The following is a 16,710-nucleotide window of genomic DNA, read 5'->3' as shown; positions in this document are numbered from 1 at the left end:
GCATAACAATTGAAGGAGAAGGGCTTTGCCGCGATCATCTGTACAGCCTCAGGTTTCATCTGCTGGATCCATGCCGAGTGAGATAAAAAAGGCGCAAACTCTAGAAGTTCGTAAATCTCCAATAAGTGCGAGGAGAGAGAAAGGAGTTGAGGAGCGGTTCTGGCTTGCCTGGAATGAGCATCGTGAATATCTAAAACGCCTTAGCATGCTCTGGATGAATATCAGCGCAATGGAAGTCGAGGATGCTTTAAGCGATGCGACGATCAGGGCATTGGAAAAGTACAAAATTCATGAAAAGAACATAAATAATCAACGCGCTTGGTTCGCACGATTACTCCACAATATATGTATCGATCGTCATCGCTCTAATCGTCGTCGGGTGCAATTGGGAGATAAGCTAAAAGAAATCAGAGAAATTAGCGAAGCCGTAATCACGCTTGATGCGGGTACACCGGAGGGGCATTTGCTCAATCAGGAGCTTGGAAGAATATTGCGCTCTAAAATTGAGCAGCTTCCAGAGAAGTTGAAAGGCCCTCTGATTATGAGACTGGTACAAGAGGAGACTTACGATGAAATTGCAAGGCGTCTTGATATATCAAATGACAATGCCCGTAAACGGGTACAGCAGGCACGGGCGATTTTGCGGAGGGATTTAGCGTTTTTACAGCAGAAATAATAAGGGCCTTACCAAATATTATCAGGTTTATAGGTGATAGGTTAGTGCCCGAAAAATAAAACTCTTGAGAAGATCCAGATCCAACTTTTCCTTGCATGAGAACCAAAGCCCCCGATTTTTCTCATATTCAAACGCGTTCGGAAATTCGTGACGGAAGTCATCAATAAGACGAGTTTGGCAATGGACTAGTAGCCCGAGCCTATCTGCTGTTCCATCATAGTCAAAACGAATGGTTGTGCCACTTTTTGGCGCGTACGGGACAAAGCTGATTTGTCCCCATTTAAGGCATTCCTCGATTTTTCCGACTTGCTGTGAGTTTGATGAAAAATCAAAAATAACGTTGCGCAGAGTGGCGAGATGGGCTTGTGCAGCTTTTGGAAGCGCAGAAAAAACGTCTCTGACATCCGGGTTTTGTATCGCTGGAGAGATATGCATGTATGCGCCTGATCGCTGACCTGTCTGAAGATCTGAAAAATCAGTCTACAAACTAGGTCAGCTGTTTCAAGTTATGATTGCAACTGCAATCAGGCTCAGCTTGCTTTCTTGAGGCGAGCTGTCCGTTTGGGGGATGGTTTACCAGCATTTTTGCTGGGTTTACGTTTCCATTTCTTAGGGCCTTGATTTTTGAACTCACCAGCTTTGTGAGTTTTCGGTCCTTTTTGTCCTGGCCGCTTAAATGAGGGGCGTTTGGCTTTTTTCTTTTCCTCAGGTGCCGGGAAAGGATGATCATTATCGATCCGGACACTTTGTTTGAGGAGGCGTTCAATGTCTCTCAAAAGGTTACGCTCACGGGGCTCACAAATTGAAATAGCAGTTCCGTTGGCGCCTGCTCGTCCAGTTCTACCGACCCGATGAACATAGTTTTCGGCTTCCATAGGCAGGTCATAGTTGATGACATGTGTGATGTCTTTGACGTCAATTCCTCGGGCAGCAACGTCAGTTGCAACAAGAACTGAAATTCGGTTGTTTTTAAACGCCCTTAAAGTCTTTTCGCGGGCCCGCTGAGGTCGGTCACCATGGATCGCGGTTGCCTTAATATGCTCAAATGTCTCTTCAATGAGCTTTGCGATGGCTTCTGTTGTTGCTTTAGTGCGCACAAAAACAATAACTTTTTCGATTTGCTCAAGGCCAATCAAATGAAGAAGCAAATCTTGTTTATGCTCTTTTTTGACCATCAGGACAGAGTGATCAATTGTATCAGCGACAACGCTCTGGCGAGGGGCTTCAACAAATTTTGGTTCTGTCAGAAGTTCATTGGACAATTTTCGGATGTTCGGGCTCATGGTTGCCGAGAACATAACCGTCTGGTGCTCTTCAGGGAGGGTTGCCGCAATTTGTTGAACATCTTCGATGAAGCCCATGTCGAGCATTCGGTCAGCTTCGTCCAAAATAAAATGATGAGTGTTGGAAAGATCAACTGTTCCGCGTTCCATATGGTCTTTCAGGCGGCCTGGTGTGGCAACCAGAATATCAACGCCTCTTTTTAATTGTTGCAGCTGTGGCCCATAAGGTGCACCACCATAAACAATTGTATGAAATAGCTTGATACCTCTTGTCAGCAACTGGATTTCTTTGCCGATCTGCAAGGCAAGCTCACGGGTTGGGGCCAGAATAACGGAGGTTGGCTTGTTCGGTTTTGGCCGTTTGCGATCATGTTGCAGGCTTTGAAGCAGCGGCAACAGAAAAGCTGCGGTCTTGCCACCACCGGTTTGGGCAATACCCATCAGGTCCTGTCCATCTAGAAGGGCAGGGATGGCGCGTTTCTGAATTTCTGTAGGTTCAGTAAAATTCTGTTTTTCAAGGGCGCGCAAAAGCGGACCTACCAGTTGTAGGTCGGAAAAAGCTGTCATAAATTCCTCATACTTGTGAGCTGCCGTCCTCATGGATCGACATTCACTTTCTTAATAGCCAATAGGTGGGAACCGTTTCTCCCAGCCTGGCTTGAATTTGGAAAATACAACCGGCAGACAGCATCATGAATGCTGCGGAAAGACTGTTCGCAAACCTGAAACAAAAGCAGAGTATATGCTGCAATTGCTAAATGCGTCATTAATTCTGCGCTGCCGATATGCGGTTTTTCCACAGGAATGTCAAGAGATCATTTTGTATGTATTTAATAAATTTATGTAACTTGTTGAATAAAATGATGATTTTTCCGTAATCTAAATATTAGAAAAAGTGGGTAGTAATTTTAAGGGGAATGGGTTAGAACTGCTGACATAAATTGTGCAATGCACAATAAGCTAAAGTAGGAAAATGTGTTCGGGAAATTAGAGTGCAATCAAAATCTATGACAATTCCATTCATCGGTGACTTATCTCCATTACGTCTGAAAACTGAACTTCTATCCGGGCTGACTGTTGCGCTGGCTCTGGTGCCAGAAGCTGTGGCCTTCGCTTTTGTTGCAGGTGTCCATCCGCTTGTCGGCCTTTATGCAGCTTTTCTAGTCGGATTGATAACAGCGGTGATGGGTGGTCGCCCAGGCATGATTTCCGGTGCGACGGGTGCATTGGCGGTTGTCATGGTCAGTTTGGTTGCCTTGCATGGCGTGCAATATCTTTTTGCGACTGTTGTGCTGATGGGCGTAATTCAGGTGCTCGCGGGCGTTTTCCGTCTTGGTAAGTTTATCCGAATGGTGCCACACCCTGTCATGCTGGGTTTTGTAAACGGCTTGGCTATTGTGATTTTCTTAGCCCAGCTCGGGCAGTTCCAAGTTCCGGACACCAATGGCCAAATGGTTTGGATTGAAGGGATGCAGTTATACACCATGCTGGGACTGGTTGCCCTTACTATGGCGATCATCTTTCTTACGCCAAAAATTACCCGTGCAATTCCAGCGCCCTTGGTTGGTATTCTTGTCGTGTCAGTCTTGGTAATTTGGTTGGGCCTTGAAGCACGCACCGTTGGTGATCTTGCGTCAATTGCCGGTAAGTTTCCAGAATTTGCTATTCCCTCGGTTCCAATGAATTTGGAAACCCTTTGGATTATTCTGCCTTATGCCTTCATTTTGGCGGCGATTGGATTGATCGAAAGCCTGCTGACACTCAATCTGGTGAGTGAACTTACCGATACACGGGGCGGCGCAAGCCAAGAATGTATTGCCCAGGGTACTGCGAACGTGGTTACAGGCTTCTTCGGTGGCATGGGTGGTTGCGCCATGATCGGACAGAGCATGATTAATGTGACGTCTGGTGGACGGGCACGTCTTTCAGGCATTTCAGCAGCTCTCTTTTTGTTGGGCTTTATTTTGTTTGGTGCTCCTTTAATTGAGCAAATTCCTTTAGCAGCCCTTGTCGGTGTGATGTTTATGGTTGTTATAGCGACATTTGCCTGGTCCAGTTTTCGGATCATTACGAAAATCCCGAAATCAGACGCGTTTGTTCTGGTATTGGTTTCTGGCGTCACGGTCGCTAGTGACCTTGCGATTGCCGTTGTTGTTGGGGTTATTGTATCCGCTCTCGTATACGCATGGGAGACTGCTAAGAAGATCCACGTCAAGACGGAAATAAATGATCAGGGCTCCAAGGTTTATAAACTGGAAGGTCCCTTGTTTTTTGGTTCTGTTGCAAGCTTTCAGGAGCTTTTCGATCCGAAAAATGATCCGGAAGACGTGATTATCGATTTTCAAGGTAGTCGCGTGGTCGATCATTCAGGTTTGCAGGCGATTGATAGTCTGGCAGAAAAATACACGAATGCAGGTAAGCAGCTACATCTTCGCCATTTAAGTAAAGATTGCAGAAGTTTGCTTCACAAAGCGCGGAATATGGTGGAAGTGTCTGTTCTGGAAGATCCAAAATATAGCGTTGCCGCAGACTACGAGAAATAAATTCTCAAGTTACGCCAAATTTCTGGACAAAACTGGAGCATCCTGAAACATTAGAGCCTTAATAAACAACTATCTAAGACTCTAAGAGGGGTGTCTCCTATGAATTCTTGGGAAAATTTTGATATTCAGGCAGTAACGGAGGAGTTGGTTACTATCCTGACGACTTATGGTCTCGATGTTATTGGGGCCATTATTATCCTGATTATCGGGAATATCATCTCCAAGTGGCTTCCAGGTCTGCTCGCAAAGGCAATGAATAAACGCAAAGTTGACGTAACTGTCGTCAACTTTTTGAGCAACCTGATGCGCATGTCCATTATGGCGATTACGCTACTCTTGGTCCTGGCGCAGTTCGGTGTGCAAACGGCCAGCCTGATCGCAGTATTGGGTGCTGCCGGTTTGGCAATTGGTCTTGCTTTGCAAGGAACGCTTTCCAATGTTGCTGGCGGCGTTATGCTTCTTTTGTTCCGGCCTTTCCGCGTCGGGGACTTTGTTGAGGTTGCGGGCTACAGTGGAACCGTCAAGGCACTGAACTTGTTCAACACCGAAATGGCGACCCCCGATAACGTCCAGATTATTTTGCCGAACGCGAGTGTATGGGGAAGCGCAATTAAGAATTTCAGCTTCCATTCCACCCGTCGGGTTGATCTGCTGATGGGGATTGATTACGCGGATGATATGGACAAGGCGCGTGACTTGATGCTTTCCGTTATTCAAGGGGATGAGCGGGCTCTAAAAGACCCTGCGCCAATGGTTGTTGTTTCTGAACTTGCTGACAGTTCAGTCAATTTCACGGTAAGAATATGGTGTAACGCCAGCGATTACTGGCCTCTGAAATTTGATATGACGAAGCAGTTCAAAGAAACTTTTGATAAGAATGGTATTAGTATTCCATTCCCACAACGTGTTGTGCATACCGTTAAGGAATAGACGGAAATTTAAATAGTTCAGAAAGCCCCGGCCATTGGCCGGGGCTTTTATTTGTCTTTCGGGGATTGTTCTTCGTGATCCAGATACGGGGGGATATGAGCAGACATACCATGTTTGCGCCAGTAGAACGCACGAACATTTACCAGAAAGGCTGTACTCCAACCGAACAAGAGAATGCCGCTTACAGCCTGTAGTGAAGAGGTTATTCTCCAGTCTTCAGATAGGGTAATGTCGCCAAATCCAAGTGTGGTAAAGGTAACTGTGGAAAAGTAGACGGCTTCCGACAGAGTTTCGTTTTCCTCTGCCAGCCAATAGAAAATTGCCCATATCCATGCCTCGATCGTATGCGCCAAAAAGATGCCGAGAACAACGATTATCATAATAACCACATGGCCAAGGACGGGCATTCGCAGTTCCCATTTCTGGCCTGAGACTTTGACGCGCCGGAGCAATACCTCAAGACATAAGGCATGATTGATAACGCACAGGATAATTAGAACAGTTCCGACAAAAAGCTGAAGAGCCATAAAGTTTACCAGAGTTGTTGTCTTTCACCGACTAAACGGTGAAAGACATCCCGGGTCAAGTTACTTTGCGGATTTATGCAGCTTGATGTGATCTCTGCTTTGCGCTGGCCTTGATCATGTCAGACGCTTTTTCAGCAATCATGATAGTTGGCGCATTCGTGTTTCCGCCAATCAAGGTGGGCATGACGGAAGCATCAACAATCCGCAAATTCTCCATCCCATGAACCCTTAATTCCGGATCAACCACAGACATATCATCGGTTCCCATTTTGCACGTGCCAACGGGATGGTAAACCGTGTCAGAGCGATTTCGAAGAGCTTCTATTAGCGCTTCGTCTGAACTCAAATCCACCGGATAGAGTGCTTTGCCTCGGTATTTGTCGAAAGCTGGAGCGTGAAGAAGTCTCTCCATTTCCTTGACGGCTTTTAAGAGAGTTTGAAGATCATCTTCATTCCCAAAAAAGTTCGGATCAATTCTTGGGGCGGCTTGTGGGTTTGGCGAGTTTAGCCTGACCGTACCCCGGCTCTTTGGACGAAGGACACAGCAATGACAGCTAAATCCATAACCCAAATTGGTTTTTCGTGCATGATCATCAATCATTCCAATGACCAGGTGGAGTTGATAATCAGGCACCTCCAGACTTGGAGAGGTTTTAAGAAACGCACCAGCTTCCGCAAAAGGGGTTGTGATAATCCCTGTCCGCTTTTTTCGCCATTCAGAAATGCCACTTAAAATCTCACCTAGCCCGCCAAGGGTTATGCCGAGGGTATCTTTAGAATCTGAGCGGTAGGCAGTCACATAATCAATGTGATCTTGCAGGTTCTCCCCAACACCTTTCAATTCATGATGAACATCCAGGCCTTGCTCCTTAATTGCTTCAGCAGGCCCTATTCCAGAAAGCAGCATGAGTTGCGGGGTCGCAAACGCACCGCCGCAGAGGATTACCTCTTGAGTTGCTTTTATTTCCTTCAACTCTCGACCTTGTTGATACTGGACCCCAACCGCCTTTTTTCCATCCAGCAGGATTTTGGTTGCGGGCGCGTGGGTAATTACAGTCAAATTAGGTCTATCTAAATTCGGGGTAAGATATCCCTTCGCGGCGCTCCATCTTTCGCCATTTTTTTGAGTGGTTTGGTAAAACCCCACACCTTCTTGGTCTGCGCCGTTAAAGTCATCTGTTATTGGGAATTGAAGTTCTCGGGCAGCGTCCAGAAAAACATCGCCGATTTTCTTTTTGGATCTGAGGTCTGCAACATTCAATGGGCCGCCTGTGCCGTGAAATTCGTCACCGCCCCGCTCATTATTCTCTGCTCGTTTAAAGTAGGGAAGGACTTCGTCATAAGACCAACCCGTATTGCCGAGGCTTGCCCAATGATCGTAATCCCATTTGTGGCCACGGACATAGAGCATCGCGTTAATTGAGCTGGATCCGCCGAGGGTCTTGCCACGAGGCTGATAGCCTTTGCGATTATTCAGACCGGGTTGTGGCACAGTTTCAAAGGCCCAGTTGTTAAGCTTCCGGGGCAGCATAGCGGCGACGCCAATCGGTGCATGGATCAGAATACTTTTATCCGGACCGCCTGCCTCCAGAAGGCACACTTTAACTGCCGGATCTTCGCTCAGCCGACTGGCCACGACAGATCCGCCGGATCCACCACCGACAACAATATAGTCATACATGTTTTTCCTCCCCAATGATTTGCAGTTACCTGCCAATCAAGCCGAATATTAATTATTTATTTCAGCTATGAGGAGAATGGTACATATGATTTTTCCCTAAACCAAGCAGTTTCTAGGTTTTCAAATCCGGTGGGCAATCGGACTGGTTTTCAGGTGCCGCGTCTTTAAAGGCTGGCAACTGATTGCAGGCAGAATAGATTGCAGCAATTTTGGGGAAGGGGGTCAGGTCTACCTTAAAGCGAAGGGCATTATAAACCTGTGGTACTAGATAAAGGTCTGCCATTGTAACTTCAGGGCCTGCACAATAAGGTGATCCTACAAGTTGGGGCTCCAGGGCAGCGAACCCTTTTTCAATCCAGTAAGCATACCAAGTGAGCTTATCTTCTTCTGAAACGTTAAGTTTCGACGTTAAGTAATTCAAAACACGAAGATTATCTATTGGATGAATGTCGCAGCCGATAATGTCGCACCAACTTTGAATTGAGGCGGCTAAGAAAGGATCTTCTGGCAGAAGTTTGACCTCGGCATAGACCTTTTCAAGGTAGTTTAAGATCGCAGGCGATTGCGTCAGAATACGACCATCATCAAGTTTGAGGGATGGAACAAGCCCTTGGGGATTGAGTTTTAAGTATTCAGGAGACTGATGTTCCTTTTTCACCAGGTTGACTGGTGTGAGAACATGTTCGATCTCCTTTAAATTAAGTGCGATCCTCACCCGATAAGCCGCGGAAGAGCGGAAGTAGTTAAAAAGTTCAAGCATGTTGTTAGCTGTTCCTTGCAGCAATGACAGTTCCAACAGAGCTGCCAAAACCAATTCTGACGGCTCCCTCGCGCTCACAGTGTCCAGTGATCACAATGGTATCGCCATCTTCTATAAAAGTTCGGCTTTCGCCATTGGGAAGAGTAATTGGTTCTTTACCGCCTTTAGTTAGCTCAATCATCGCACAGGCCTCCGTCGCATCTGGGCCTGACATGGTTCCAGTTGCCATCAAGTCGCCTGGGTTCAGGTTGCAGCCACCAACAGTGTGGTGGGTCACCATCTGCGCTACTGTCCAATAGCTGTATTTCATATTGGAGGTGGCGAGTGAGTGAGGGGCCTGTTCTTCAGATTTCATTTTCTCTGTCTGAATAAGGACATCCAGGTTGATGTCCAGACCACCTGATTTGCTGTTTTGTTCAGAAGCCAGATATTCCATAGGTTGAGGATCATCTGCTGGATGGGCAAAGCTGGTCCTATAGGGCGCCAGTGCTTCCATGGTTACGATCCATGGCGACATGGTTGAGGCGAAGTTTTTGGCCAAGAACGGACCAAGGGGCTGATATTCCCAGGCCTGAATGTCTCGTGCTGACCAATCATTGAACAGGCACATACCAAATACATGCTCTTCCGCTTGATCAATTGAGACGCTGTCTCCAAGTTCAGTTCCGGGGCCGACTAAAATGCCCATTTCAAGTTCGAAATCCAGGCGTTTACAGGGCCCAAAAGAGGGGGTTTCTGCATCAGGAGTTTTTGTTTGACCCTTCGGGCGTGGAAAGGTTTGGCCAGAAACACCGATAGAAGAAGAGCGACCATGATATCCGATTGGAATCCATTTGTAATTGGGCAGCAGTGGATTGTCCGGCCGGAATAATGCACCAATGTTGGTTGCATGATAAACTGACGCATAAAAGTCTGTGTAATCGGGAATAGTACAAGGAACTGTGTATTCTGCCTCGTCCATGGGGAAAAGGCAGGATTTAAGTTGACCCTCGGCGGCTGACCCCTCGCGAAGACCCTGTGAAAGAGCTTTGCGCAATGTTGACCAGCTCTTTGCGCCGAGGCTCATTAACTCATTTAATTTTTCAGATTTTATCGCGGAAAGAATGTTTTGATCGCCAAGGTCCAGAGCCCCAGTGTTTGCTACTTTTCTCAAGTTGAGGATTTGATCGCCGATTGCAACGCCGATTGCAAATTGATCTGAGCTGCCAGCTCTACGAAACACTGCAAACGGAAGATTTTGAATTGGAAAATCGGTTTTCCCATCATTTGCAGTAGCAATCCAGCTTTTCAGATTTGGAGCATGGGTTTCATTCAGGCTCAACATGGGGATCCCTTTTCGTCCGATTGATCATTGAATTTAGTTTCAGTTGAAATTACTTTAACCTCATGGGAAGCCAAGGGCAATAAAAAATAGTTACTTTTGAAACTAAATTGTGCTATTGGCTTTAAACCATAAGATCGCTCCAAAGGGGCCAGGATCAAATAGCAACTTATGTAAGGGTGAGAAAATGGCAAAAAAACCTTTTGCGTCTTCAGCAGATACCGAAGAAAAAACCGAAACGCTAGAAGTGTTGAGCGAAGGGGTCTATGCCCTGACGGCGGAAGGTGATCCAAATGTTGGTGCGATTGAGGCAGAGGATTTCTTGATTGCATTTGAAGCCAGAGCAACTCCGCGGGCTGCTAATGACTGGTTGGAAAAACTTCGGGAGCATACTCAGAAGCCGGTAAAATATTTGGTGCTGTCCCATTACCATGCAGTTCGTGTTCTGGGAGCGAGTGCTTTTCAGGCTGAGAGCATTATCACCCACGAGAAAACCAAGTTTCTGATTGAGGAGCGTGGAAAAGAGGACTGGGATAGCGAGTTCGGCCGCATGCCAAGGCTATTCCGGGAGCCGGAAGGTATTCCAGGTCTAACTCATCCTGATATTACATTTAACGACAAGCTCACTATTCCACTTGGCGGCGATAGAGGGGACCTGGTTCTCGAGTTCTGCGGCCGTGGACACACGGCTGGTGACATCATTGCTTGGTTGCCAAAGCAGAAGATCTTGTTTGCTGGTGATTTGGTGGAGGCAGCCGCGGCTTTGTATACAGGTGATGCTTTCCATTTTGATTGGGCCTCAGAAACTTTGGACAAGGTTAAGTCTTATGAAGCTGAGATCCTGATCGGTGGTCGAGGTGCTGTTGCACGTGGCCGAGATCAGGTAGACGCAGCCATTGAGCAGACACGTGGTTTTCTAAACGGTATGATTGAAAAAGTTGGTGAAGTTCATAAAAGAGGCGGTACGCTAAAAGAAGCCTTCTTGGCCACTCATGAACATCTGGCGCCAAAATTTGGCATGTGGCCAATATTTGAACACTGCCTGCCATTTGATGTCCAACGTCTTTGGGATGAATTTGACGGCATTGACTGGCCGCGGATCTGGACGGATGAGCGAGATCAGGAAGTATGGGATCAGTTGCAGGACTGACATCAAAATTCACAGAGCCACCTTCGGGTGGCTTTTCTTTTTTGCAGCCCGCGCTCGATCCGGTTACACTGTAGCGGAAGATAAAACGTGGGAAGGTAAATGGCTAAGAAGGAACAAAAAACTGCAATTGTAGTTGGAGCCGGCATAGTTGGTGTCAGCAGTGCATATATGCTCCAAAAAGCGGGTTTTCAAACCACTCTCATTGATCGTGTCGGCCCTTGTGCCGGGACGTCTTATGGGAATGCGGGTGCAATTGTCGCAGATGGCTGTGTTCCAAATTCAATGCCGGGTATCCTTAAAGATGTACCATCCATGTTGTTGGACCCAACCGGGCCTTTAACCTTACGTTGGTCATATTTTGGCAAGGCTTTGCCATGGCTGTTACGATTTGCACAGGAAGCCCGCGAAGAACGTGTTCATCATAATGCGACCTATCTGAAACAGATAACGCAATACGCCACTCGGGATTGGGCCCGTTTCATGAAAACCCTAAAACTTGAGCACCTGATCCAGGATGTTGGCTGGCTGAAAGTCTATGACAGTGAGGAGGGTTTTCAGGCAACACGGGATATGCGCCAATTAATGACGGAAATGAAAGCGCCGTTTGATGTATTGGGGCAAAAGGAGATCACGGATCTGGAGCCGAACCTTAATGGAATTTTCCAGCATGGCATTTATCAATCCAAGGCACGCTTTTTACTCAATCCTGAAAAAGTTGTTCACGGTATTGCTGATGCATTTCGCAGTATTGGCGGAACAGTTGAGATTTCCAACATAGATACCATTCACATTGTTTCAAAAGACAAGGTGTCTGCGAGTGGTGGTGGCAAAGAATTTACGGCTGATAAGCTGGTGATTGCAACTGGGGCCTGGTCCAAACATTTGGCTGAACAGGTCGGCTCGGAAGTCCTGTTGGACACCGAGAGGGGGTATCACATGATGCTACCACCCCTCGGTGATAAGGGAATTTCACGTCCTATTGTATATGGTGAAAAATCCTTTGTATTGGCGCCCATGGAAAGGGGCATCCGCATGACCAGTCAGGTCGAATTTGCCGGATTGGAGAGAGGTCCCGATTTTAGAAGAATTCGCAAACTTCTTCCTTTTGCCAAGAAAATGCTTCCAAACCTCGACACAACTGAGCAGGATGTTTGGCTAGGGTATCGACCATCCACACCAGATTCTCTACCTGTTATTGGGCGATCTCAGAAGAGCCGGAATGTTATTCTTGCCTTTGGGCATCAGCATTATGGAATGACGATGGGAGTCACAACGGCACGTCTGGTTCGGGATCTAGCATTGGAAAAACCTGAAACCATATCCTTGTGGCCTTATCGCGCTAACCGTTTCTAGCACAAATTGGTACCTCACTGATTGACGCAGTGGATCTTTTGAAGGAACCGGTTTGATTTAATCTTTAGGCTGGTCCTAGAGTTAGAAGAGGTCTGAAATGCGTCTGGAACGCCCGAGTGTCTGCACATTGGATTGCCCTGATACCTGCAGCTTATCCGTCACCGTTGAAGATAACCAGATTGTCAAAGTTCGCGGATCCAAAGCAAACCCCCTGACAAATGGGGTTATTTGCAACAAAGTATCCCAGTATTACCCAGAATTTGTGCATGAAGCCGGCCGACTGATGTATCCGCTGAAGCGAATAGGTGCTAGAGGCGGTGACGAATTTGAACGGATCAGTTGGGATGAAGCGCTCGATGCAATCTTCGATCGTTTTTCAGACATCATCGCAGAATATGGACCTGAAGCCATTTTGCCGCTGAATTATGCGGGCCCCCATGGGATGTTGGCAGGTGGTTCCATGGATTTGCGCTTCTTTCACAAATTAGGAGCGACGTTGCTTTCACGGCGCCCGATGTGCGGCGGTGTTAAAGGCGAAGCCTATATGGGGACTTTTGGGTCAGCGCCAGCCATGCAGCCTGAACAAATTGTGCATGCGAAGCTAATTGTTGTTTGGGGAAACAATGTCACTTTTTCCAACCTCCATCTAGCGCCGTTGATTAAGAAGGCAAAAGCGAGTGGAGCTAAAGTTGTTGTTGTGGACCCCAAAAAAATTAAGGTTGCGGATCAGGCCGATTTATACCTGCCGGTAAAACCAGGTACAGACATTGTACTGGCGTTTGCCTTGCTTCAGTTGCTTGAAGCAAAAGGAGCATTTGATCAGGCATTTATTGATGCGCATGTCAAAGGTGCTACAGAGGTAATGGAGCAGGCAAAAAGCCTCTCTCTTGAAGCCGCGTCGGAAATATGTGGAATTAGTCTTGAACAGATAGAGGAATTCGCGTCCTTGATTAAGGAGCGTAGCCCTGCGGCTTTTGCTGTTGGGAATGGAATTGAGCGCAACCAAAATGGTGGAAATAGTGTTCGCGCTATTTACGCTATTCCAGCACTGACAAATAAGTTCGGAGTTCGGGGGGGCGGTATCGTCGGTGGCTCGGGTAATCTGTTTCCCAAAACATCAGCCAAATTGACGCGTCCTGATTTTGTGCCGGAGGGAACCCGAACTCTGAATATCCTAGATATTGGACGGCACTTGGATGAGGACGATTTGGAAACACCGATCAAAGGCGTGTTTATCTATGATCATAATCCGGTCATTGTCGCACCGGATCAGAACCAAATGAAAAGAGGGCTCGCAAGAGAAGATCTGTTCATCGTTGGATGTGACGTGACCATGACGGATAGCATGAAATATGCTGACATTATCTTGCCGGCCTGTACCCATTTCGAACATGACGATATTTACTGCGCATATGGACAACCTTATGTCCAGCGGGCAGAACCTGTCATAGACCCAGTGGGAGAAGCCCTGCCTAATATGGAGATTTTTCGCCGTTTAGCGAAGCGCTTCGGATTTAATGATCCTGCCTTTGCCGCAACGGATAAGGAGCTCATGGATGAAGCGTTGGATCCTAATGATCCTCGGTTTCACGGAGTTCGGCCATCTGAATTACTGGTCGGGACTTCTGTTTCGATGGAACAGGAACTGGGCGAAGTGATCCTCTTTGAAAATGTGATGCCAAAAACACCTTCTGGGCGGATAGAGCTTAGCTCTGATTATCTAGAGCAGAAATATGGTCAGCAGATCCCAACCTTTCGGCCTTTAGAAAGCCAGTACCCTTTGGTCCTTATTACACCTTCTTCGAATAAATTGATTACGTCGACTTTTGGTGGAGTTAAGGCGAATACAAAAACGCCCGAACTTGAAATGAATCCAATTGATGCAAAAGCAAGAAGCCTGAGAGATGGTGCCGAGGTTCGGGTGTTTAATGACTTGGGTGAGGTGTTCCTTCCTTTGAAAATCACGGAAGATGTTCGACCAGGTGTTGTCTATTCTCCCAAGGGCTCCTGGTTTGTGACGACACGCAACAACCAAACGGTTTCTGCTTTGGCGCCGACATCTAAGGCTGACCTCTGTGAAGGGGCATGTTACAACGATGCGCGCGTCGATGTGGAAATTGCTTGAATAGGGGGAAAGACAGCGGTGACCAAAGTTGTAAGAGGAGGCTGTCTCTGCGGTGAAGTTTCGTTTGAAATTCAGGGAGATATGCGGGATCCCATTGTTTGTCATTGCAAGATGTGCCGGAAATTTCACGGAGATGCGGTTGCTTATACGACCGCACCTATGGAAGGTCTCAATTTCATCAAAGACGATGGCTTGACCTGGTATCAATCCTCAGACATCGCGAAGCGTGGTTTTTGTAAAACTTGCGGTGCCAGTATGTTCTTTTTTGAGCTAAATAGGCCCCAAACAATGAGCATTACAGCAGGCTGTCTTGAGGAGCCCACGGGTATTCGTTCGGCCAGCCATATCTTTGTTGGCTCTAAGGGAGATTACTATGATATCCATGATGATCTACCCAAGTATGAAGAAGAGTAAAGCCTGAGCCTAAACTGTGACTGACGATATTTTAGCACCTGAAGAGTTTCTTTTATCGCTCTTCCGACTGGCGGTTACGACTGCTTATCCTTCTGCGGAAAAAATGCCTCTCCCTGAACCTGTTTCAGGCAGAACGATTGTGGTTGGCGCTGGAAAAGCGGCAGCCTCCATGGCAGAAGTTATTGAGAAAAACTGGGCACATGGCCCGCTTGAAGGAGTAGTGATTACTCGCTACGCCCATGGCTTGCCCCTTGAAAAAATTGAAGTTGTTGAGGCAGGACATCCTGTGCCGGATGAAGCCGGTCAAAAAGCAGCTGAGAAAATTCTGGCGCAAGTCTCCGACCTTACCGAGGATGATCTTGTCATCGTGCTGATTTCCGGTGGCGGATCTTCGCTTCTCGCCTTGCCGGCAGACGGCGTTAGCCTGGAAAGCAAAAAGGCTGTCAACAAAGCTTTGCTAGCCTCCGGTGCAGATATCAGTGAGATGAACACTGTTCGAAAGAAACTCTCCAGCATTAAAGGTGGGCGTTTGGCCGTTTCCGCGTACCCAGCTAAAGTAGTGACTTATATGATCTCGGATGTGCCTGGTGATGATCCATCGGTTATTGCATCGGGGCCTACAGTGCCGGATCTGACAACTGTAGCGGATGCAAAAGCAATCCTTAAAAAATACCAGATCGACATACCTGCTGATGTGGCAGTTCATCTGGAAACAGAAGCGGCCGAGCCTCCGTCAAAGGATCATCCTGCCTTTCAGTCTTCAGATGCTCATATGATGACCATCCCACAGGATATATTGCAGGAAACGGCTATTTATGCGCGTTCCCTTGGAATTACACCTGTCGTTCTTGGTGATCAGCTGGAGGGAGAGGCGAAAGATGTCGCTAAAGTCCACGCTGCAATTGTCCGGCAAGAGAATGATTATGATCAGCCATTGCCGAAGCCCTGTGTAATCTTATCTGGCGGTGAAACAACCGTTACAGTCCGATCGACTGAAACACCCGGTAGGGGCGGCCGAAACGCTGAATTTCTGCTTGCTCTTGCAGATGCATTGGGACCAATGGAGAATGTATTTGCGCTGGCAGCTGATACAGATGGTATTGATGGAACAGAAGATAATGCAGGTGCTCTTCTCAATCCGGGTCTTTATGAAAAAGCAGAAGAAGAGGGGCTTTCAATTCGGGAATATCTGGAGCGTCACGATGCTTACAGCTTTTTTGAGAAGCTGGGATACTTGGTCAAGACCGGCCCAACCCGGACGAACGTCAATGATTTCCGGGCGATCCTGATTTTGTAATCTGAATTAGGTCGTGCCGCCCATCATCATGACGAGAAGAGCTCTCGCCACCTTTTTGGTTTTATTTTTGATGTAATGGGGTTGGTCAGCTCCATAGCGGGCGGTTTCGCCTGACTTAACGGCACCAACCTCACGGCCACATTTTACTTCAACCTCACCTTCCAGTACTGTTAGATGCTCCATTGTTCGGGCAGGGTGAGGTTCTGAGTCCAAAATTCCACCCGGCTCCAATGAAAGCTCATACCATTCAATATTATTCACGAGATCAGCTGGGCTAAGGACTGTCAATGTATAAGTCCCATTGGGATCATGCAGGATAGGGATTGATGAACCGCCAACAATTGAAAGGCTTGTCTCGCCTTCTTCCCCGCGAATGAGATCATCAATAGTTTGACCCAGTGCATCTGCCAATCGCCAGACAATGGCAAGGGTAGGATTGGTCTCATTCCGCTCTATCTGTGATAACATAGACTTGGAAACACCACACTGACTGGCCAGTTGGTCCAGTGTGAGCTGTTTTTGTTTTCGAAGACGATTTACGGTTTTTCCGACCGTTGGTGTGGCAAAAGCTTTTTCAGTCATATTTCCTGTTGACAGGATAAAAATCCAATATATTGTACGGACAATTTTTCCATTATACTGGATTTTTA

At 47.1% G+C, this 16,710-nt stretch carries 15 protein-coding genes; 8 read left to right on the top strand and 7 right to left on the bottom strand.

The annotated features are described in order from the left end of the window. Window positions 1-25 precede the first annotated feature (25 nt). Window positions 26-676, top strand: a complete 651-nt coding sequence (locus HH301_RS13890; RefSeq protein WP_169569631.1) for an RNA polymerase sigma factor — start codon at window positions 26-28, stop codon at window positions 674-676. Window positions 677-703: 27 nt separating this feature from the next. Here the strand turns inward: HH301_RS13890 and HH301_RS13885 are convergent, their stop codons facing one another. Then, window positions 704-1,111 carry a DUF1801 domain-containing protein gene (locus HH301_RS13885; protein ID WP_169569630.1) on the bottom strand — a complete coding sequence of 136 codons (408 nt, stop codon included), beginning with the start codon at window positions 1,109-1,111 and terminating at the stop codon, window positions 704-706. A 95-nt stretch (window positions 1,112-1,206) separates the two neighbouring features. Beyond that, complete coding sequence (locus tag HH301_RS13880) at window positions 1,207-2,526, bottom strand: DEAD/DEAH box helicase (RefSeq protein WP_169569629.1); 1,320 nt, start codon at window positions 2,524-2,526, stop codon at window positions 1,207-1,209. A 440-nt stretch (window positions 2,527-2,966) separates the two neighbouring features. Between HH301_RS13880 and HH301_RS13875 the strand changes: the two genes are divergently transcribed. Both HH301_RS13875 and HH301_RS13870 read left to right on the top strand, forming a co-directional pair. After that, window positions 2,967-4,502 carry a SulP family inorganic anion transporter gene (locus HH301_RS13875; RefSeq protein WP_169569964.1) on the top strand — a complete coding sequence of 512 codons (1,536 nt, stop codon included), beginning with the start codon at window positions 2,967-2,969 and terminating at the stop codon, window positions 4,500-4,502. A 99-nt stretch (window positions 4,503-4,601) separates the two neighbouring features. Then, window positions 4,602-5,432, top strand: coding sequence for a mechanosensitive ion channel family protein (locus HH301_RS13870; RefSeq protein WP_169569628.1), 831 nt, complete (start codon window positions 4,602-4,604; stop codon window positions 5,430-5,432). Window positions 5,433-5,479: 47 nt separating this feature from the next. Here HH301_RS13870 and HH301_RS13865 read toward each other — a convergent pair whose 3' ends face one another. From HH301_RS13865 to fahA, 4 genes are all read right to left on the bottom strand, one after another. Next, on the bottom strand, window positions 5,480-5,959 hold the full coding sequence (locus HH301_RS13865) for a potassium channel family protein (RefSeq protein ID WP_169569627.1): 480 nt from the start codon (window positions 5,957-5,959) through the stop codon (window positions 5,480-5,482). Between the two features lie 73 nt (window positions 5,960-6,032). Next, entirely contained in the window at window positions 6,033-7,640 is a 1,608-nt protein-coding gene (locus tag HH301_RS13860; RefSeq protein ID WP_169569626.1) for a GMC family oxidoreductase, read from the bottom strand. A 112-nt stretch (window positions 7,641-7,752) separates the two neighbouring features. Continuing rightward, window positions 7,753-8,400, bottom strand: coding sequence for a maleylacetoacetate isomerase (gene maiA / locus HH301_RS13855; protein WP_169569625.1), 648 nt, complete (start codon window positions 8,398-8,400; stop codon window positions 7,753-7,755). A 4-nt stretch (window positions 8,401-8,404) separates the two neighbouring features. After that, window positions 8,405-9,724 (bottom strand): fumarylacetoacetase, encoded by a 1,320-nt coding sequence (fahA, locus tag HH301_RS13850; protein WP_169569624.1) that lies wholly within the window; start codon window positions 9,722-9,724, stop codon window positions 8,405-8,407. Between the two features lie 184 nt (window positions 9,725-9,908). Between fahA and HH301_RS13845 the strand changes: the two genes are divergently transcribed. The 5 genes from HH301_RS13845 to HH301_RS13825 all read left to right on the top strand — a co-directional run bounded on the left by HH301_RS13845 (window position 9,909) and on the right by HH301_RS13825 (window position 16,060). Beyond that, window positions 9,909-10,871 (top strand): MBL fold metallo-hydrolase, encoded by a 963-nt coding sequence (locus HH301_RS13845; protein ID WP_169569623.1) that lies wholly within the window; start codon window positions 9,909-9,911, stop codon window positions 10,869-10,871. Between the two features lie 99 nt (window positions 10,872-10,970). Beyond that, the gene (locus HH301_RS13840; protein ID WP_169569622.1) at window positions 10,971-12,224 is read left to right on the top strand and encodes an NAD(P)/FAD-dependent oxidoreductase; all 1,254 of its coding nucleotides are present in this window, start codon (window positions 10,971-10,973) and stop codon (window positions 12,222-12,224) included. A gap of 97 nt (window positions 12,225-12,321) precedes the next feature. Next, complete coding sequence (locus HH301_RS13835) at window positions 12,322-14,349, top strand: molybdopterin-dependent oxidoreductase (protein WP_169569621.1); 2,028 nt, start codon at window positions 12,322-12,324, stop codon at window positions 14,347-14,349. An 18-nt stretch (window positions 14,350-14,367) separates the two neighbouring features. Then, entirely contained in the window at window positions 14,368-14,763 is a 396-nt protein-coding gene (locus tag HH301_RS13830; protein WP_206378339.1) for a GFA family protein, read from the top strand. A 16-nt stretch (window positions 14,764-14,779) separates the two neighbouring features. After that, complete coding sequence (locus HH301_RS13825; protein ID WP_206378338.1) at window positions 14,780-16,060, top strand: glycerate kinase type-2 family protein; 1,281 nt, start codon at window positions 14,780-14,782, stop codon at window positions 16,058-16,060. A 6-nt stretch (window positions 16,061-16,066) separates the two neighbouring features. On the opposite strand, the gene HH301_RS13820 is transcribed toward HH301_RS13825, so the two are convergent. Further along, window positions 16,067-16,642, bottom strand: coding sequence for a helix-turn-helix domain-containing protein (locus tag HH301_RS13820; protein ID WP_169569620.1), 576 nt, complete (start codon window positions 16,640-16,642; stop codon window positions 16,067-16,069). Between the last annotated feature and the right edge of the window lie 68 nt (window positions 16,643-16,710).

Origin of the sequence: Sneathiella limimaris (assembly GCF_012932565.1) — a bacterium.
GTDB lineage: Bacteria > Pseudomonadota > Alphaproteobacteria > Sneathiellales > Sneathiellaceae > Sneathiella > Sneathiella limimaris.
Note: the sequence above shows the minus strand (reverse complement) of the source record. Positions and strands in the feature narration are given on the sequence as shown.

What these genes read in the sequence shown, in the direction of transcription:
- HH301_RS13865 (WP_169569627.1), bottom strand. Translation starts at nt 5,959, where the DNA reads ATGGCTCTTCAGCTTTTTGTCGGAACTGTTCTAATTATCCTGTGCGTT.
- HH301_RS13875 (WP_169569964.1), top strand. Translation starts at nt 2,967, where the DNA reads ATGACAATTCCATTCATCGGTGACTTATCTCCATTACGTCTGAAAACT.
- HH301_RS13835 (WP_169569621.1), top strand. Translation starts at nt 12,322, where the DNA reads ATGCGTCTGGAACGCCCGAGTGTCTGCACATTGGATTGCCCTGATACC.
- HH301_RS13860 (WP_169569626.1), bottom strand. Translation starts at nt 7,640, where the DNA reads ATGTATGACTATATTGTTGTCGGTGGTGGATCCGGCGGATCTGTCGTG.
- maiA (WP_169569625.1), bottom strand. Translation starts at nt 8,400, where the DNA reads ATGCTTGAACTTTTTAACTACTTCCGCTCTTCCGCGGCTTATCGGGTG.
- HH301_RS13840 (WP_169569622.1), top strand. Translation starts at nt 10,971, where the DNA reads ATGGCTAAGAAGGAACAAAAAACTGCAATTGTAGTTGGAGCCGGCATA.
- HH301_RS13870 (WP_169569628.1), top strand. Translation starts at nt 4,602, where the DNA reads ATGAATTCTTGGGAAAATTTTGATATTCAGGCAGTAACGGAGGAGTTG.
- HH301_RS13820 (WP_169569620.1), bottom strand. Translation starts at nt 16,642, where the DNA reads ATGACTGAAAAAGCTTTTGCCACACCAACGGTCGGAAAAACCGTAAAT.
- HH301_RS13885 (WP_169569630.1), bottom strand. Translation starts at nt 1,111, where the DNA reads ATGCATATCTCTCCAGCGATACAAAACCCGGATGTCAGAGACGTTTTT.
- fahA (WP_169569624.1), bottom strand. Translation starts at nt 9,724, where the DNA reads ATGTTGAGCCTGAATGAAACCCATGCTCCAAATCTGAAAAGCTGGATT.
- HH301_RS13880 (WP_169569629.1), bottom strand. Translation starts at nt 2,526, where the DNA reads ATGACAGCTTTTTCCGACCTACAACTGGTAGGTCCGCTTTTGCGCGCC.
- HH301_RS13845 (WP_169569623.1), top strand. Translation starts at nt 9,909, where the DNA reads ATGGCAAAAAAACCTTTTGCGTCTTCAGCAGATACCGAAGAAAAAACC.